General features: G+C 46.8%; 8 protein-coding genes. All 8 read right to left on the minus strand.

What is annotated here, in order from left to right; translation table 11 throughout:
• Nucleotides 1-199 precede the first annotated feature (199 nt).
• The 8 genes from rpoC to HMPREF3093_RS09040 all read right to left on the minus strand — a co-directional run bounded on the left by rpoC (nt 200) and on the right by HMPREF3093_RS09040 (nt 19464).
• Nucleotides 200-3835: a DNA-directed RNA polymerase subunit beta' gene (rpoC, locus tag HMPREF3093_RS09005; protein ID WP_070756701.1), complete on the minus strand. Its 3636-nt coding sequence runs from the start codon at nt 3833-3835 to the stop codon at nt 200-202.
• A gap of 87 nt (nt 3836-3922) precedes the next feature.
• Complete coding sequence (gene rpoB, locus HMPREF3093_RS09010; protein ID WP_143227701.1) at nt 3923-7582, minus strand: DNA-directed RNA polymerase subunit beta; 3660 nt, start codon at nt 7580-7582, stop codon at nt 3923-3925.
• A gap of 320 nt (nt 7583-7902) precedes the next feature.
• Complete coding sequence (locus HMPREF3093_RS09015) at nt 7903-8835, minus strand: dihydroorotate oxidase (RefSeq protein ID WP_070756783.1); 933 nt, start codon at nt 8833-8835, stop codon at nt 7903-7905.
• Between the two features lie 150 nt (nt 8836-8985).
• On the minus strand, nt 8986-9282 hold the full coding sequence (locus HMPREF3093_RS09020) for an ArsR/SmtB family transcription factor (protein WP_070756705.1): 297 nt from the start codon (nt 9280-9282) through the stop codon (nt 8986-8988).
• The gene (locus HMPREF3093_RS09025; protein ID WP_070756707.1) at nt 9282-11225 is read right to left on the minus strand and encodes a heavy metal translocating P-type ATPase; all 1944 of its coding nucleotides are present in this window, start codon (nt 11223-11225) and stop codon (nt 9282-9284) included. The genes HMPREF3093_RS09020 and HMPREF3093_RS09025 overlap by 1 nt, the downstream gene beginning before the upstream one ends.
• A gap of 196 nt (nt 11226-11421) precedes the next feature.
• Nucleotides 11422-12333, minus strand: a complete 912-nt coding sequence (locus tag HMPREF3093_RS09030; protein WP_070756709.1) for a pseudouridine-5'-phosphate glycosidase — start codon at nt 12331-12333, stop codon at nt 11422-11424.
• Between the two features lies 1 nt (nt 12334).
• Nucleotides 12335-13435, minus strand: a complete 1101-nt coding sequence (locus tag HMPREF3093_RS09035) for a PfkB family carbohydrate kinase (protein ID WP_070756711.1) — start codon at nt 13433-13435, stop codon at nt 12335-12337.
• A gap of 140 nt (nt 13436-13575) precedes the next feature.
• Nucleotides 13576-19464 carry a ZmpA/ZmpB/ZmpC family metallo-endopeptidase gene (locus HMPREF3093_RS09040; RefSeq protein WP_218970175.1) on the minus strand — a complete coding sequence of 1963 codons (5889 nt, stop codon included), beginning with the start codon at nt 19462-19464 and terminating at the stop codon, nt 13576-13578.
• Between the last annotated feature and the right edge of the window lie 45 nt (nt 19465-19509).

A 19509-nucleotide genomic window follows, 5' to 3' on the forward strand; every position in this document is an offset into this window, starting at 1 on the left:
TACTCGAAAATTAGGCCATTTTTCTGCCTGATCGTCCGTATAATGTTGCGTGTTTTTGGAACTTTTAGAGAATCGGTTCCACTATCTTTCGGACAACATCCTGTCTCTAAAACTCGATTTCCTAGGGAAAATTCAGGCCCTTTCCAATACAAAAATAGGCTGGGAAGATTCCCAGCCTATTGGCTTAGCACTTGAAGGTCTAGGCCTTAGCAGGTGCTTGATTTTCTAATTCAATGTCTTCGTCTTCCGCTTCGACAACAGGTGGTTGAATGTTGGTTTCCAACTTACGGTAACGGGTCATCCCGGTCCCGGCTGGAATCAACTTACCAATTGTAACGTTCTCCTTAAGACCAAGGAGAGCGTCTTTCTTACCACGGATAGCAGCATCAGTCAAGACACGAGTTGTCTCTTGGAAGGATGCAGCAGAGATGAAGGACTTAGTTTCCAAGGCAGCCTTGGTAATCCCCATGAGGACTGGGCGAGCTGTCGCTGGCACTTCACCGGCTTGAATAGCGTTGGTGTTGGCCTTGGCGAAGTCTGAGATATCCAGTAAGGCACCTGGCAAGATGTCAGTTGAAGCAGGGTCCATAACACGAACCTTACGCAACATTTGACGAACCATTACTTCGACGTGTTTGTCGCCGATTTCTACCCCTTGACCACGGTATACTGCTTGAACCTCGCGGAGCAAGTAGTTTTCTACGGTCAAGACATCGGTTACGCGGAGTAATTCCTTAGGATCGATTGAACCTTCAGTTAAGGCTTGACCACGTTCTACGCTGTCGCCTTCCGCAACCTTGAGACGGGAAGTGTAAGGCACATTGTAAGTACGGGTATCCGTCACGCCCTTAACTGTGATGTCACGGCTACGGTCGGATTCTTTCTCAACAATTGATTCAATAATCCCGGCCACTTCAGTAATCGTTGCTTGCCCTTTTGGATGACGAGCTTCGAAGATTTCTTGAATACGTGGCAAACCTTGGGTGATATCGCCACCACCCGCAACCCCACCGGTGTGGAAGGTACGCATGGTCAGCTGGGTACCAGGTTCCCCGATGGATTGAGCGGCAATGGTACCCACTGCTTCGCCGACTTCCACTTCAGAACCAGTCGCTAAGTTGCGACCATAACACTTCTTACATACCCCGTGGTTGGTATCACAGGTGAAGACTGAACGAATGGTTACTTCTTCAATCCCTGCTGCCACGATGGCATCTGCCATGTCTTCCGTAATAATGTGGTTAGCTTCTACTAATACTTGGCCTGTTTCTGGGTGACGAACCGTTTTACGTGCGTAACGCCCAATCAAACGTTCTTCCAGAGATTCAATGACGGAGTTACCATCCATAATGGCACGAACCGTCATACCACGGTCGGTACCACAGTCGTCTTCACGGATGATGACATCTTGCGCCACGTCAACCAAACGACGAGTTAAGTAACCAGAGTCGGCGGTCTTCAAGGCCGTATCGGTCATCCCTTTACGCGCCCCGTGGGTCGAGATAAACATTTCCAAGACAGACAAACCCTCACGGAAGTTAGAGGTGATAGGCAATTCAATGATTCGACCAGATGGCGCCGCCATGTTCCCCCGCATCCCAGCTAACTGGGTAAAGTTAGAGATGTTACCACGGGCCCCGGAGTCAGACATCATCGCGATTGGGTTCAAGCGTGGCAAGGACTTACGCAATTCTTCTTGAATTTGATCCTTAGCTTGTTCCCATGTCCGAATAACGGATTCGTAACGCTCGTCGTCTGTAATCAAACCACGACGGTATTGCTTGGTAATGTTGTCAACACGGCTGTGGGCTTTCTCTAAGATTTCACCCTTAGATTCCAGACGTAATACGTCGGCCGCCCCTACAGTAATCCCGGCACGAGTTGAGAACTTGTAACCCAAGTTCTTCATGCGGTCCAACATAACAGAGGTTTCGGTAATCTTGAAACGTTTGAAGACTTGCGCGATAATGCGCCCTAAGTCTTTCTTCTTAAATGGTGGGACTAAGTCCATCGCCGCAATCGCTTCTGGTACATTTACCCCAGCTTCTAAGAAGTACTTATCTGGTGTCTTCTCAGTTAAGTTCTCGTGTGAAGGCTCATTGAGGTAAGGGAACTCTGGTGGCATGATTTCGTTGAAGAGCAATTTCCCAACGGTCGTTACCATGAGACGTTCCTTTTGCCAATCAGTGAATGGCTTACCAACTAAAGCTTTAGCAGGAATCGCAATCCGAGTGTGGAGGTGAACGTAACCGTTCTGGTAAGCAATCTCTGCTTCAGAGACATCACTTACAACCAAACCTTCACCAATACGCCCTGCCTCTTCCAAGGTCAGGTAGTAGTTCCCCAAGACCATGTCCTGAGATGGGGTAACAACTGGCTTACCATCTTTAGGGTTCAAGATGTTTTGTGCCGCTAACATGAGCAAGCGCGCTTCAGCTTGAGCTTCTTCAGACAATGGTACGTGAACGGCCATTTGGTCACCGTCAAAGTCGGCGTTGTAGGCTTCACAGACCAGTGGGTGCAAACGGATTGCCCGACCCTCAACCAAGGTTGGTTCGAAGGCTTGGATCCCCAAACGGTGGAGCGTAGGTGCCCGGTTTAGGAGAACTGGGTGTTCCTTGATAACTTCTTCAATTACTGGCCAGATGGCTGTATCTTGTGTTTCGATCATGCGTTTAGCATTCTTAATGTTGCCAGCAATACCACGTTCCACCAATTCTTTCATAACGAAAGGCTTGAAGAGTTCGATGGCCATTTCTTTTGGCAACCCACATTGGTACATCTTGAGGTTTGGCCCCACGACAATTACCGAACGACCAGAGTAGTCGACCCGTTTCCCTAAAAGGTTTTGACGGAAACGACCTTGCTTCCCTTTCAACATGTGAGAGAGAGACTTGAGGGCGCGGTTACCTGGACCTGTTACGGCACGGCCACGACGACCGTTATCGATTAAGGCATCGACCGCTTCTTGTAACATACGTTTTTCGTTTTGAACGATAATGTTTGGTGCGCCCAAGTCCAAGAGACGTTTGAGACGGTTGTTACGGTTGATTACTCGACGATAGAGATCGTTCAAGTCACTTGTTGCAAACCGGCCACCTTCTAATTGGACCATAGGACGAATATCTGGTGGGATAACAGGCAGTACATCCAAGACCATCCAAGATGGCTTGTTGCCTGATAAACGGAAGGCATCTAAGATGTCCAAGCGACGAATCGCCCGCATCCGTTTTTGACCTGTAGCGGTCTTGAGCACTTCCTTCAATTCCGCACATTCTGCTTCTAAATCAACAGCATCCAATAATTCCTTGATGGCTTCTGCCCCCATTTTAGCATAGAAACGGTCACCGTATTCGCGTTTTTTCTCACGGTATTCCATCTCAGTCAAGAGAGACTTGCGTTCTAATGGGGTGTCACCGCTGTCGATTACAACATATGAAGCGAAGTAGATAACTTCTTCCAAGAGTCGTGGGCTCATGTCCAAGACCAAGCCCATCCGGCTTGGGATTCCTTTGAAGTACCATACGTGAGTGACAGGCGCTGCCAACTCAATATGCCCCATCCGTTCGCGACGGACTTTGGCACGCGTTACTTCGACGCCACAACGGTCGCAGACCCGACCCTTATAGCGAATTCGTTTGAGCTTTCCACAGCTACATTCCCAGTCCTTAGTTGGACCAAAGATGCGCTCGCAGAATAAGCCGTCTTTTTCTGGTTTTAGCGTCCGGTAGTTGATAGTTTCAGGTTTTTTGACCTCACCATAGGACCAACTCCGAATTTTTTCTGGAGACGCTAGGCCAATTTGCATCGCTTCAAAATTATTTACATCGATCAAAGGGCTGACCTCCTCTTTCTTTTGTATTGTTCTGTTAGGATTGCCTGCCTAGCCTACCTAAAGAGCTAGGCTAGGGGCTCCTAAAACTTAGTCTAATGAATCGAGTTCGTCTTCAACCGCTGAATCGATCAAGTCTTCTGCGATTGCCTGTTCGTCAAGGTTGATCTCAGCCTTTGGTTCTTCACCTTCATCTTCGGCTTCTGCTGCATGATGGTGAGCCATTTGATCAGCCTTATAGCGGTCGAGGGCATTGAAGTTGATTACTTCATCCTCATCGTCGTCATCGCGTAATTCGATTTCTTGATCATGTTCATCCAAGACCTTGAGATCCAAGCCTAGGGCTTGCAATTCCTTAACAAGGACGCGGAAGGATTCCGGTACACCAGGACGTGGAATTGGTTGACCTTTGACGATAGCTTCGTAGGTTTTCACCCGGCCGACTACGTCGTCAGACTTGTAGGTTAAGATTTCTTGCAGGGTATAAGCGGCACCATAAGCTTCCAAGGCCCAAACTTCCATCTCCCCGAAACGTTGCCCACCAAATTGAGCTTTACCACCCAATGGTTGTTGGGTAACCAGAGAGTATGGACCTGTTGAACGAGCGTGCAACTTGTCGTCGACCATGTGGGCCAACTTAATCATGTACATAACCCCAACAGAGACTTTACGGTCAAATGGTTCACCGGTTCGACCATCATATAAGATAGTCTTAGCGTCAGCTTCTAAGCCAGCTTCCTTAACTGTTGCCCAGACATCTTCTTCACTAGCACCGTCAAAGACAGGTGTTGCAATCTTGATGCCCATTTCGCGAGCAGCCATCCCCAAGTGTAACTCTAGGACTTGCCCGATGTTCATACGGGATGGAACCCCTAACGGGTTCAACATGATATCAACTGGGGTACCATCTGGTAAGAATGGCATATCTTCTTCCGGCATGATAAGGGAGACAACCCCTTTGTTACCGTGACGACCGGCCATCTTATCCCCTTCGTTAATTTTACGTTTTTGTACGATGTAAACGCGGACCAGCTTGTTGACACCTGGTGCCAATTCGTCGCCAGCTTCGCGGGTGAAGATTTTAACGTCGTGGACAATCCCGCCCCCGCCGTGTGGCACACGCAAGGAAGTATCACGTACTTCACGCGCCTTCTCACCGAAGATAGCGTGGAGCAAGCGCTCTTCTGCAGACAACTCGGTCACACCTTTTGGTGTTACCTTACCAACTAAGATATCGCCGTCTTTTACTTCCGCACCGATACAGATAATCCCGTCTTTGTCCAAGTACTTGAGGGCATCTTCGGACACGTTTGGAATTTCGCGTGTAATTTCTTCAGGCCCTAACTTGGTGTCACGGGACTCTGATTCATATTCTTCAATGTGGATAGAGGTATATACATCATCTTTGACTAGACGCTCAGACATGATAACCGCGTCCTCATAGTTATACCCTTCCCAAGTCATGAAGGCTACCAATGGGTTCTGACCGAGGGCCATTTCCCCATTTTGCATAGATGGACCATCTGCTAAGATTTCTAAAGCATCAACTTGGTCGCCTAATTCTACGATTGGACGTTGGTTGTAGCAGGTCCCTGCGTTAGAACGCGCAAACTTAGTTAGACGGTATTCGTCAACTTCACCTTCTGGTGTACGTACGCGAACCTTGTTAGCATCGACATAAACCACTTCACCGGCGCGTTTACATAAGAGCGCAGCCCCTGAGTCGTGCGCTGCCTTATATTCCATCCCAGTCCCAATCAGTGGGGATTGCGGATTAATAAGTGGCACAGCTTGACGTTGCATGTTGGCACCCATCAAGGCCCGGTTGGAGTCGTCGTTTTCCAAGAACGGAATGCTAGCAGTCGCGACAGCGACAACTTGTTTTGGTGACACGTCCATGTAGTCTACTTGGTCAACGTTAACCTCAATGTTTTGTGAACGGAAACGCGCCATAACTAGGTCTTTCGCGAAGGTTCCGTCCTCATTGAGTTTAGAGTTGGCTTGGGCTACTACATACAAGTCTTCCTCGTCCGCTGCTAGGTAGTCAATTTCGGTCGTGACACGGTGTGGCGTAACCGATTTGTCCACTTTACGGTAAGGCGTCTCAATAAAACCATACTTGTTAATCTTCGCATAAGAAGACAAGCTGTTAATCAACCCGATGTTAGGACCTTCTGGCGTCTCGATTGGACACATACGACCGTAGTGAGAGTAGTGAACGTCCCGCACTTCATAGCCGGCACGGTCCCGCGTCAAACCACCAGGCCCTAAGGCTGATAGACGACGTTTGTGGGTCAATTCCCCGAGTGGGTTAACTTGGTCCATGAATTGTGACAACTGGGAGGAACCGAAGAATTCCTTAATAGCCGCTACCACTGGACGAATGTTAATTAATTGTTGTGGCGTGATGGTCGCAACGTCTTGGAGAGACATACGCTCACGCACTACCCGTTCCATCCGGGATAGCCCGATACGGAATTGATTTTGCAATAATTCACCGACTGAACGGATACGACGGTTAGCCAAGTGGTCGATATCGTCTGTAACACCAATTCCTTGGTCTAAGTAGAGATAGTAGTTCATTGACGCAATAATGTCAGCTGGCGTCAAGCACTTAATCTTCTCAATATTCCCGTTGCCGATTAAGTTAATCACTTGCTCTGGGTTCTTAGGTGAATAAACTTTGATGATTTGTAAATCGATTGGTTGAGCTACCACACTATCTTCAGAAGGATAGAGGGTCACCTTATTCAAGCCAGACTCTAAATGAGGGATCAAAGCTTGAACGCGTTCTTGATCCAAGACCGTTCCTTCTTCAAAGAGCACTTCGCCTGTTTCTGGGTTAACCAAGGTTTCTGCCAAGGTCAAGCCAATCAAACGGTTCTTGAGGTGGAGTTTTTTATTGATCTTGTAACGACCTACAGGTGCTAGATCATAGCGACGTGGGTCGAAGAAGCGCGCAACCAAGAGGTTACGTGAGCTTTCTGCGGTCTTAGGTTCACCTGGACGAAGACGCTCGTAAATGTCCTTCAAGGCTTCTTCCGTACGAGAATCTTGAATATTTTTGTGAACATCCTTCTCGATAGTTAAGTCTAAGAGCTCAGATTGGCCGAAGATATCATAAATCTCGTCATCTGAACCAAAACCTAAGGCACGCATCAAGACAGTCAATGGAATCTTCCGGGTCCGGTCGATACGGACATAGGCAATCCCCTTAGCATCTGATTCAAATTCCAACCAAGCCCCACGGTTAGGAATAACCGTAGAAGTATAGCTGTGGCGGCCTTTCTTGTCCATACGGTCGTGGAAATAGACACCAGGAGAACGCACCAACTGGGAAACGATAACCCGTTCCGCCCCGTTGATAATGAAGGTCCCCATTTCGGTCATGATTGGGAAGTCCCCGAAGAAGACTTCTTGTTCTTTGACTTCACCTGTCTCTTTGTTGAACAGGCGCAAGGTTACATAGATTGGTTTTGAGTAGTTAGCGTCATGGCTACGAGCTTCTTCTAAGCTATACTTAGCTTCCTTGAACTCATAGTCTACAAAATGAAGTTCCAAGTTCTCCGAATGATCGACAATCGGCGAAATGTCCTCGAACATCACTTTTAGCCCTTCATCCAAGAACCATTTGTAGGAATCCGTTTGGATTTCAATCAAGTTCGGCAACTCTAAGACTTCGTCGATACGCGCATAGCTTCGACGCTCAGCTTTTTTACCGTATTTCACGATATGACTCAAGCGATTCACCCCTATAATATAATCTAAGAACACCACTTTACATTAAGGTTACAATTATTAATAATTGTTAACAAATGACATTTTTCGGTCTTTGAAGCGCAAAAAAAAGACAACAGAACCAACTCATCGGAGTGACGTTACATGTTGTTTAGGCCTCAAACACCGGCTTGGACAAGATTTCAAGCCGCATTTACTTTCTAAAGTGCATACTCTTGCATCTGAATATTATACGGATTTCAAGTCCTTTTGTCAAGGGGGACTAGCCTCTTAAACCCAAGCATCGAGCCCTCTGCAGAGCAAAGGGCTCGGTGATTGTTTATCTACTAAACTTAGTCAATCTCACGTAATTTACCCCTGAAATCATCTAAGCTCTTATAGCCCTTTGCTTCCATAATAGCCTCCAGCTCAGCGACCAGACGCTCAAAGATGCCTACGCCTTCTTGGTGAAGGGCCGTCCCTACCTGAACTAAACTAGCCCCACAAAGAATATGTTCAAAAACATCCTGACCGGTTCTGACACCCCCGGTGCCAATAATCTTAATAGATGGATTGAGTCGTTGATGGAAGGCCCGCACGTTAGCCAAGGCTGTTGGCTTAATGTAGTCTCCACCTAGACCCCCGAAACCTCCCTTGGGTTTTATCACCACTTGCTCCTTATCTACATCAATATAGAGACCATTGCCAATGGAGTTGACGCAGTTAACATAGGTCAGCGGAAAACGATTAAGGATAGCTGCCATCTGGTCAAAATGAGCAATGTCGAAGTAAGGCGGCAACTTAAGCCCTAGCGGTTTAGCGAAGAAAGAAAAGACTTCTGTTAAGAGTCGCTCTGTCAATTCAAAGTCATAGGCGATTTGAGGCTTGCCCGGAACATTAGGACAAGACAAGTTGAATTCTGTCACGCCTTGATAGGCGCTAGCCTCTATAGTACGCAGGTTCTCAACAATCTCATCGTAGCTTAGACCTACTACCGACAAGAATTGTAGGGGTTGTTGATCCTGGCGCGCTAAGCAATAGTCTAGGTAATAAGCTAATCCTTCATTGGGTAAGCCCATGGAGTTAATGCTGCCCAGAGGCACATCCACATAACGCGGTTGGGGATTGCCTGCTCGATAGTCCCGCGTTGCCGTCTTGGTTACGAAGGCTCCAGCCGCACTTTGTGCTAACTCATCCATCTCGGCCACCGTCATACAGTGGACCCCTGATGCATTCATGAGGGGATTGGCTAAGGGTTTCCCTAAGAAGCTTGTCTTGACAGTCATTTGTTCACCATCTCTTTCTAAAATTTTACCCATTATAGCATAAGTCCAAGACTAACAGAATGCCTAAGGCGAAAATCGTTAACTTTTCTCAATAGAACGTTCGCATCTCTGGTTGCAACGAAAAAACAGGCAGCCAAAGCCGCCTGTCCGCTATTCAGAACGATCCTCAGACAAATGCGTCAGAGAGTCTGTGATAATGTGTTTAACGTGGTCGTCGTCCAAACTATAATAGACATACTTACCTTGTTTACTAGCCTTAACCAACTTCATTAACTTCAAAAGTTTAAGTTGGTGGGAGACCCCCGAAAGAGTTAAGCCAGTCGCCTCAGCTAATTCATTCACATTGGCTTCTTGCTTCATTAAATGTAGCAAAAGCTTGAGCCTGGAAACATCTGCTACCGCCTTAAAAAATTGTGCTAGCTCTTCAATTACTTGTTCGTCATACATTATGATTCACTTCGTGATGATAAGGGGACTAGAAGTCGTAACCCGTTTAATATCACTAGAAGGGTTGATCCTTCGTGCCCCACTACACTTAGGGCAATATTGGAAACTTGGCCGACATTCATTATAACTAAGGCTAACACAACTAGCATGGAAAAGCCAATATTCTGCCAGATAATCCGGTCATGCTTCTTGGCAAGGCGATGCAGATAAGACAGAGACTGAAGTTGATCTCGAACGAGAATCACATCCGCCGTTTCCATGGCTACATCCGTCCCTTGCCCCATCGCAATCCCCAGACTAGCACTAGCTAAGGCAGGCGCATCATTGACGCCATCTCCCACCATAGCTACCATCTCGTGTTTGTCCATTAACTTACGGATTTCTTCTGCCTTCTGGTCAGGCATAACTTGGGCTTGAACAGATTGGATTCCTAGTTGCTGGCCAATAGCCTGCCCCGTTAACTCGGAATCCCCTGTTAACATGACGGTTTTAACACCGACTTGCTTAAAGTAGTCCAAGGTTTGGCGGGCGTCATCTTTGGCAATATCCATTAGGGCCATCGCCCCTATGACTTCTTGGTTTTGAGCCAAATAGACCACCGTCTTGCCCTGTCCTTCCCATTCTCGACATTGCCGATCGTAGTCTGGCTCCACCGCTTCAAAGGCAGTCGGCTTAGCCACCTGATAGCTGTGACCTTGATAATCAGCATAGAGACCCTGCCCCATTTTATTGCTTACCTCTATATCTAGAACAGGCAAACTAGCATAATGAGACACAATGGCCTGCGCTAGAGGATGATTAGCTTGACGCTCCATGGACACCCAGACAGCCAATAGTTTCTCAGCTTCAGCCGATAAGATGGCGTCCGTCACCTGAGGTCTACCCTGGGTTAGGGTCCCCGTCTTGTCAAAAGCGATGGCTCCAAGTCCCGAGACTTGATGGAGGTGGCTTCCACCCTTGACCAGCACCCCTTGCTTAGCCAGATTCGATAAAGCTGATAAGGTAGCCGGAATGGCACTGGCTGCTAAAGCACAAGGCGAAAGGGCAATGAGCATAATCAGTGTTCGATAGGCTACTTCATGTAATGAAAGCGAAGTCCCTAACGCCATCAAAAGCGCATATAAAGCCGTGAAGAGGAGTGCCCCCTTAACATAGAGCGGCTCCAAACGCTGAATTCGGGTCGCAACCGGACTTTGCTTTGCCTGCGCCTCCCTGACTAAACCAAGGATTTTGGCAAAAGTAGTTTGATCTGCCAACCTTGTTACTTGCATGACAAAGCTGCTATTACCATTGAGGGTAGCGGCATAGACTGAATCCCCTACGCTTTTTTCTTGCGGCATACTCTCACCATTAATCATGGCTTCATTAACGACCGCCTGACCACTCACAATTTTGCCATCAATGGGGATTTGGTCGCCATTCAATACTTGCACTCGATTACCAACCATTAAGTCTTGCACTGCCACAATCGTCACGCTTCCATCTTCCGCCAAAAGGCGCGCTTCTTGCGGCTGCATAGCCAAGAGACTGGTCATTTCCTTCTTAGATTTAGCTTCTGCATAGTCCTCCAGAAAATGAGCACCAGCAAATATCAAAATTAGCAAGGCTGCTTCTTGGAATTGCCCAATAAGCATAGCACCCATAGCCGCCAGCCCCATTAGCAAGTGAGTATTCGGACAAAAACGGCGCGCTTTGTAGCTAGCCTGCCAAGTCTCTAACAAACCTTCACTTAGGACATGATAGCCAGACAGGATTACCGTCAAGCTATAGAGCACATTAGCCAGTAGGGAACCTTGCCCTAGAAGAAGCCCTGTAATGAAAGCAAGGAGACCAAGCATATAGGCAAAAACTGCCCAACTAAATGCATGAACGCGGTCATGAGCATGGTCATGGTGCTGATGCTGATGCGAATGTGCATGAGAATTGTGATGATGAGAGCACATCTTAACCCCTCTTCCATATCGTTTGAACAATCATTCAACTGTTTGTGATTTTATTATACGATATCTAGTAGAAAAGTCAAGACCTTCTAGTTATCTATCGACCAATCAACATAAAATCATGCCCAGCATCACTCTATTCCCACTAACATCATATACAAAAAGCCGGGACTAGATGTCCCGGCTGCCATAAATAAGCTTAACGTTCTTGATAGGCTTTAGCAATCTTCGCCCCTAACTTGGCGTTATTATAAACTAATTGAATATTAGTATTTAAGCTAGCTCCATCTGTTAATTCAACAATCTTAGCTAATAGGAATGGCGTGCTATCTTTGCCTCGAATCCCTTTCTCATCTGCTTCTTTTACAGCCGCATCGATAATGGCATCAATTTTTTCATGTGGAATTTCGTGCTCAGCAGGAATTGGATTCGTCACCAAAATCCCACCCTTAAGGCCAAGCGCTTCAGAGTAGTCCATCATGGCCGCAATTTCTTCTGGCTTGTCTGCGCGACTGTTGAGCTTGTATTCTGAAGTCCGTGTGTAGAAGGCAGGTAGGTAATCCGTTTGGTAGCCCACTACAGGCACCCCTTTGGTTTCCAAATATTCCAAAGTTCTTGGTAAATCCAAAATAGCTTTGGCGCCCGCGCAAACGACCGTCACTGGTGTTTGACCTAATTCGTCTAAGTCCGCAGAAATATCCATGGTTTCTTCTACACCGCGGTGCACACCACCAATCCCGCCAGTAACGAAGACCTTGATGCCCGCTAAATGCGCCCCAATCATGGTCGTTGCGACTGTAGTAGCCCCTAAGATGCCTTTGGCGAAGACTTCTGCCAAGTCACGGCGAGATACCTTAGCAACCGGCTTCTCGCTAGCCAAACGTTCTAGATCAGCTTCTTCTAAACCAATCTTAAACTGACCATCCATGATGGCGATTGTTGCTGGAACGGCGCCATTATCGCGAATAATTTGTTCTACTGTTTTAGCCATTTGAACGTTCTGCGGATATGGCATCCCATGAGAAATGATGGTAGATTCTAAAGCGACAACAGGTAAGTTGTGATCTAAAGCGTGTTGTACTTCTTTACTAATAGATAATAAGTTTTTCATCTTAGGCTAAACCTCTTTCTTTTAATGTCTGATAGTCACTCTCCAACTGGCTAGCAGAGAGATTGAGTCGAACGGTTTGCTTGACTTGAACCGTATGATAGGAATTGGCCATCCCATAATAAATAGATGTCTTAGCATCATGCCCTGTCAACTGGCCATAGAGAAGGCCAGCAGAGAAGGCATCACCTGCCCCCGTTACATCTACTACATTTTGCGCTAGGAGAGGCTGGACTTCCTGGCGGATGCCATCCTGATGTCCATAGAAACTACTACGTGTCCCTCTGGTCATGACCACTTGCAAGACACCAGTTGCCAACCAGGCATCCACTAAGTCTGAAGCAGGCAAATTGCCAAAGCGACTGATGGATTCATCCTCATTGACAACGAGCCAACTAACGCCACTCAAATCTTCTGGCAAATGGCTCATCTTGGGCCCACTGACCGGGATAATGGCAAGCGGAATTGATTCAGCTTTTGCAAGTTGAATCAAATAAGTCACGGTTTCTAGAGGCAAGTTCAAATCCAGAATCAGGTAATCTGCTAGTTTAAGCCGTGGAGCAAATTGACTAATCCAATCTAAATCCATCTGGTCGGCAATCGCCATATCGGCTAGCGCCAATTGCATATCCCCGGACTCATCCAAAATAGCACTGTAGGTTGACGTTGCTGCCTCTGGAATCTGAGTGATTTGGCTCATATCCACATAGGCCTGAGTTTGCTGCTTAATCCAATCGTAATCCTGATCCATTCCCGCTACTGACAGCAATTGAACTGATTGACCTAATCGTCCTAAATTCTCAGCTACATTGCGGACTACGCCGCCCACACTGAGAGTTGAGGTGACAGGGTTACTAGTACCGAGCTGCATTGCGCCGGTTAGACGAAATTTACGGTCGATATTCATCCCACCGATGCAATAAATTCGCCGCGCCTCATTCAAAATATAAGCTCGTCCGCGTAGCTGATGTTTCTGCATCAGAGAGGAGATTAGACTGGCCACAGTTGACCGACTAATTCCCATCAATGTCGCCAATTCTTGCTGGGTGCGGAAAGGGTCTTCCTCAATCAAGGCAAGCACCTTGGCTTCATTAGGCGTTAACATAGGCACCGCCCTTCTAGACTATTGTCTCTAAAATAACTTTTGTCTATATGATACTCCTTTTGCCCTTAAAACGCAAGGGAGACTATTTTATTCCATCCAAACTACAAAAAACAGCAGCCTTAGCTGCTGTTTTCTGCTTTCTATTCGTTGGCAAAAATAGATTGACGGAAATCATCAGAGGCCTTGAAGAGTTGAAGGTAAATTTCGCGCTTCAAGTTATAGACATCATTCCGCATATTACCTGTTTGACGAGCTGATAGCACTCTGTCAACTGCTTCCTTCATCAGCGCTTCAATATCCGCCAAGGTGCTTACTTGGCGTTCACGGACTGTAATTGGACGCAATGTTGCCCCATTAGCTACCTTATCCAGACGCTCCTTGAACATAGCCTTCTTAAAGGCATTAAGATCTTGGAAGTCGCCGTTAGAAATCTTCTGGATAATATAGTTATCATTTAGGGTCTGGCCATCCGCTCTAGCTTGGCGTTCTAATTGGTTGGAAGCATAAGGGATAAAACCATCTTTATAACCCTTATAACCCATCAGTTCCCAAGCCATTCGTTTGAACCACCAACCACCTGGTGAGCCCTTATCATTTTGGCCTGTCCCATACATTGGATTGAACATATTAACTCGTTCATAAGAGTTGCGATCCGTCTCAAAACCATTGCGGAAGTAGCGTTTTGGCGCTAAGCTACGATCAATGAAGTCATCAATCGACTGGATATTAAAGCTTGTCCACTCTTCATCACTAATCTCCACTACCTTATTATTGACATGGTTAGGCCCATTCGGCACATTAATGAAGCGGTTGAACCATTGTTTCATGGCATCTGGACCCTTTTCTAGGACTGCTTTGGCCTCAGCATAGTCTAGCAAGTAGAGAATATCGAAGAGACGGTGGACATATTGACCCCAATCATCTGCAGACTGGAAGCGTGATGGTGTTGCATTATAGAAGCGGTCAGTTTTGTCACTCCAGTCAAAGGAAGTATTAAGCCCAATATGATCATACTCTGGTCCCTCAGGTGACTGCAAGAGCCCTTGAGCATATTCTTCCCAGACTTCCTCCGGACGCCAGCTGTTTCCACCAAGATAGACTGATTTTTCCATATTATGGACTAGCTCATGGGTATAGTGGGACGTTCCAACGTAGTCGGATAAAATATCTGTGAAGACAAAATACACACCATTGCTAGTGTCAGCATATGCTCCAGCTCCATTGTTTTCATAGAAACGATCGATTCGACCAAAGAATTCCTTAATACCCATAGATGGATATTTAACTGGCCGATTGGAGGTGTCATTGCCTAGCCTATCATACCAACCACCGTTCTTGCCATTAGCATAACCATCCCAGATTAGCATAGCATTTCTACGAGCCATGCGCTCTTTGACAGTTGGTAAGGCTACACGATACCAGGTATCAACGTGCATTTGCTGACGATCAGCTAAAGTCTTAACGCGTTTGTCAAACTCTTCTGGCGCTAGGTAAGGACGACGATCTGTCGACCCCAAGGTTAGCGATAAAACATTGGATACTAAGAAAATTCGACTCTTCTTAAGGTTGAGTAAAGGCAAGATGTAATCACGATAATCCGGCACAGATAAACGATCGTAGACCTTATAAGGAGATTTATTTAGCCCTTCTTCAAGAGACGGACGTTCCTCCATGGTAATATTAGCCTTAGTTGCATCTCGGAACCATTCGTATTGATCAAACTTGGTCCATAACTCGCGGAAATAAGTTAGATAATCAAGAACCGTTGGTAATTTGCTGTCAGCACTTAAGATTCTGCTGTATGTCTTGGCGCTATTCTTAGAACGCAAGGTTTGAACACCCTGACTTCCAATACTAATCAGCTTATCAATAATGCTCTTTTGATTACCGAAGAAGTCTGACTGATAGGTGGCAATCTCCCCTAGGTTATGTTCTCCAAAATTAATACGGTAGTGGTCTTGGAGATATGCCAGACCTAAAAGCAGGGCGCCACGATTATCCTTGAGTTTCTGGATTAAAGCAGCACGCGCCTGCTCATTATCTCCTAGGTAGTTGGCCTCCTGACGAATAATCTTCACCAAGTCATTGGCTAACGTATCTTGGAAGGCACCAAAGGTCGCATTGAAGAAGAGCGTCTCAATCTGATAGGCACGTTGTTCACGACGATAGACTTCTAAATCTTCTACAATTTCGTCCTCAGTCGCTTGTCGGCCAAGTTTGTTCTCTAAGGCGGTGCGACGGTCATTTTTGACTCTGGCACTTACATCTGTGTAGAGACTATTGACACCTGCGGCTTGCCAAACAGCATCAGATGATAAACCCGTCTCTTTCATGATATCTAGGACCGCATTCATAATATCATCTACTGATTTCAACACTTGGTTAGGTGTATAGATGAGACCTGAATCCTCTAGTTGATACTCAACTACGCCTGTTTGTTTGAACTCAGATTTCGCACCTAAGGCCAAGTATTGCACTGATTTATCAGCAAAGTGCAACATAATCCGGTCCATTGCTTGGTTGTAGTCCGTCACAAAAGCATTACCTTGCATTGGCGTAACCGCCAAGAGCACTTGAGTCGCCAACTTGCTGTCTGGCGCCACTAAGTTCCCATACTTAACAATTTGCTCCTTATTATAGAATGGCAGGAGTTTCTCCATGTTGGCATAGGCCTGAGCACGATCAGCTTGATAATTAGCCAAACGACTATAATCGGTTGCTTGTTGGTTGATTTGATCGACATAAGAGCTCGCAGGAGTATCTGTCAGGACCCCACCGGCCGCTTCTAGTTGACTAGCTAATTTGTCCACATCAGCCTGACTAGCCTTAGCAGGGTTAAAGCCTGGTTCTTCCACACCGGTTACGCGTTCAGTCACCTTCCAGGCCACTTGATCATTTCGGATATAGCCCTCTGAAATAGCGCCATTATCCCCGTAGACACGGTAGCCGTTAGTGACTGCCACGTCTGAAATAATGTTTTCTAAATGCCCATTCATCCAAGTAGAGCCAACAACCCCACCTACTTGTCCCCCGCTTCGACCTTGAACGGTAGAGCCTGTATTAGTAAGGCTTCCTTTGACAAGGACATTCTTGACTACTGCCTTGCCTTGGCTGGACACAACTCGACCAAAGGCTACGCCTGCGCGAGCACTTTGTGCGTTTAGATTTACGTTCAGTTTGGCATCGACATAAGCGTTGGTAACGCTGGATTGTTCGAGCAAACCTACTAAACCGCCCACTTCTTGGGCCTGGTTAGGCTGGTCGCTTTGGCTAATCTCACCTTGGAATCGAACATTCTCAAGCCTGCTACCACCCACTACGGTATGAACGATACCTGCTACATTGGTCGCCCCTGACACACGCCCAGAAACTGCCACATCACTGATTATCGAATTGGTCGCCCGCTTGGCTAGCGCAGCCATAGAATTACCTGATTCAATGGCCACTTGTTTAAGGTCTAAATGCTTGATAGTCGCTTGGTTTAACTGATCAAAGAGTGGTGCAACCAAATTATAGATAGCATGTTGCGCGCCGTCTGCAGTCTGGCCGGATAGAGTCCCAGTGAAGGTTCCCACAAAATAGGCGGTCGCGTCGGCTGCTAAGCTGACCTCGGACGCTGATAGGTTGGCACCCAGTATGTAGTCTCCAGCTGGGTTTTGGCGTATAGCCTCAAGCAAGCTCTTAAAGCTATAATGCACATTCCCATCCGCTGGACGTTCTTGACCAACTAGGAATTGATAGCCTTGGTGATAGTCACTTGAGCCGCCTTGATTTTGTACTAGCTCAGGAGCCTGGGTAGTCACTTGATAATAAGACTGACCCTCATGACTAACTGTCTCAATAGAAGCAACTGGCAAATAGACATCCTTGAAGCGGTCAGACTGTACTTTAACATAATAATTATTTAAATCAGATGGAACCTGACTCAAACTAGCCACCAACTGATGACTACCGTCAGCTTGTCGATGGAAGAGCTGCACACCCTTGATTTGTTTGAGCTCAATCTTCTTCAAATCTAACTCTATTGCTTGATCCTCTAACTGATCTTTCGACTGAGCACCTTGCTGGTTCTCATAATCCATCACAGTATGGAGACGATAAGACACATGATAATCCAACCCATCAATATTTGCGATCAAATTTTGGATTGGGACTGTCTTAACTAGACGATCCCCCTGGAAGACTTGTACCTTGCCTCCCCGGTAAAGTTGGTTAGGGTCTTCTAACTGATAACGCACGGTGACGACCCGAGATAAATCAGATGCAGGTGCTTCAACATTAACAGTTGTATATTTAGGTTCTACCTGCTCCAATTGCGCTAAGGCCTCTCGAAGGGCTTGAGTCGCTTGGTCAACCGCTTCTTGGCTGCTATCGTCATCTTCTAAAACGGACTGAGTAGCTTTGAGCTGGTCAGCAACTTTCTGGAAGCTAGCTGGCGTATAACGATTGGCGACAACTTCTTGTGCTGCCTCAACCTGTTGGCCAAGTGCTTCTTTATTTGCGCGGTCCATTAAGAGAGCTTGCGCTTGGTCTTTCAGCGCTTGAGCGGCTTCCACAGCCTTGATTTCGGAAGCTACTTCTTCTGGTGTGGCATCTTGATTGGCTATCAAAGCTTGAGCCTTGGCTTTTGCTTCATCAATAGTAGCTTGATGCCCTGTAAGTGCCTGGCTGAAATTATTCACACTGCGCAGTGTTTTACCTGTCGTGTCAACTGGTAGATTCAACTGAGTTAGCGCTCGTTGTAAGTCTGCCTTGTCAACAAGATCCAAAATACCCGCTTCCGCTAATTCTAACTGTTGGAAAGCCTTGTTGAGTTTTTCCGTACTTGCCAAAACCGCTTCCGGACTCGCGTTAAGATCTTTTAATAGTTGAGCGGCTTCTTGGCTCAATTGCACGGCAAGGTCTTTTGCTGCTTGGTAAGTTTGAACGGTCTTTGGTCGTTTCTGATCTGTTACAACTGGTTTTTGAATCGCTTGTTCCAGATTATTTTTGGCTTTCTCTAAGGCGGACTTATCTGCTTGTTGTCGCAGCAAAGCTTTGGCTTGATCGAGTTTATCCTGCACTTCATTTACTGCTACCAAGGCCTTATCCACTTGTTCCTGCTTAACATCTGGGTCCGCTAAGATAGATTGCGCTTGAGCACGAGCAGCTTCTAGACTGTCTCTCAATAAATCTAGCGCATGTTGGTAATCCGCAATACTTTGCGGTGTCTTCTGATCTGTATCAACAGGCGCATCTAGTAAAGTCAAAGCTGCTGCTAGCGCCTGTGTATCTGCCTTAGATTGGAGAGCCTTGACGGCAGCTTCCAAGGATTTGGCTTGGTTCTCTACTGACCGAGTCATCGCGTCTACATCAACATCTGTTGCTTCAGAATCCTTCACTACTGACTGAGCATTCTGGAGTGTTGCTTGTATTTTGCGAATTTCATCAGCCAAGGCCTGTTGGCTACTTGGCGTCTTATCGCTTAAGTCAAGAGCTTTGGCTGTTTTTACTTGCTCTGCCAATGCTGCCATAGCAGTTTGTAATGGCGATTTGTCTGCCTGACTTACTAAAACCTCAGACAAGTTCTTGGTGCGATTAACTAACTCTTGCGCTTCTTGAGCCAAGCTATCAATTGTCGACTGATCTGTAGTCTCAGGTGCAGCCTTGATTTCTTTTACCTTATTAACAAGCGTTGCAAGACGGGATTTCAGTTTAGAGGATTCCTCCTTGAAAGAGGCAATTGAACTAGGGGTTTTCCCTTCCGTGACAGCCACTTCTAGGTCATCCACTTGAGCTTCTGCCAACTCCAAAGTCAAATTTAAGACTCTATACTCAAAAGGCTTCGGAGTATTAGGTGCTGGAGCCGTATTGGCACTTGGTTCCTCTGCTGGTGGCGTTGGTGCTGGGGTCACGTTGGTGCTCGGTCCCTCTGCTGGCGGCGTTGGCGCTGGGGTCACGCTGGTGCTTGGTTCCTCTGCTGGCGGCATTGGTGCTGGGGTCACGTTGGTGCTCGGTTCCTCTGCTGGTGGCGTTGGTACTGGGGTCACATTGGCGCTCGGTTCCTCTGCTGGTGGCGTCGGCGCTAGTGTCGC

Origin of the sequence: Abiotrophia sp. HMSC24B09 (genome assembly GCF_001815865.1) — a bacterium.
Taxonomy (GTDB): Bacteria; Bacillota; Bacilli; order Lactobacillales; family Aerococcaceae; genus Abiotrophia.

Bases quoted from the DNA above. Each gene is read 5' to 3' on its own strand.
- HMPREF3093_RS09015 (WP_070756783.1), bottom strand. From the start codon at position 8,835: ATGACTGTCAAGACAAGCTTCTTAGGGAAACCCTTAGCCAATCCCCTC.
- HMPREF3093_RS09035 (WP_070756711.1), bottom strand. From the start codon at position 13,435: ATGTTAACGCCTAATGAAGCCAAGGTGCTTGCCTTGATTGAGGAAGAC.
- HMPREF3093_RS09030 (WP_070756709.1), bottom strand. From the start codon at position 12,333: ATGAAAAACTTATTATCTATTAGTAAAGAAGTACAACACGCTTTAGAT.
- HMPREF3093_RS09025 (WP_070756707.1), bottom strand. From the start codon at position 11,225: ATGTGCTCTCATCATCACAATTCTCATGCACATTCGCATCAGCATCAG.
- HMPREF3093_RS09020 (WP_070756705.1), bottom strand. From the start codon at position 9,282: ATGTATGACGAACAAGTAATTGAAGAGCTAGCACAATTTTTTAAGGCG.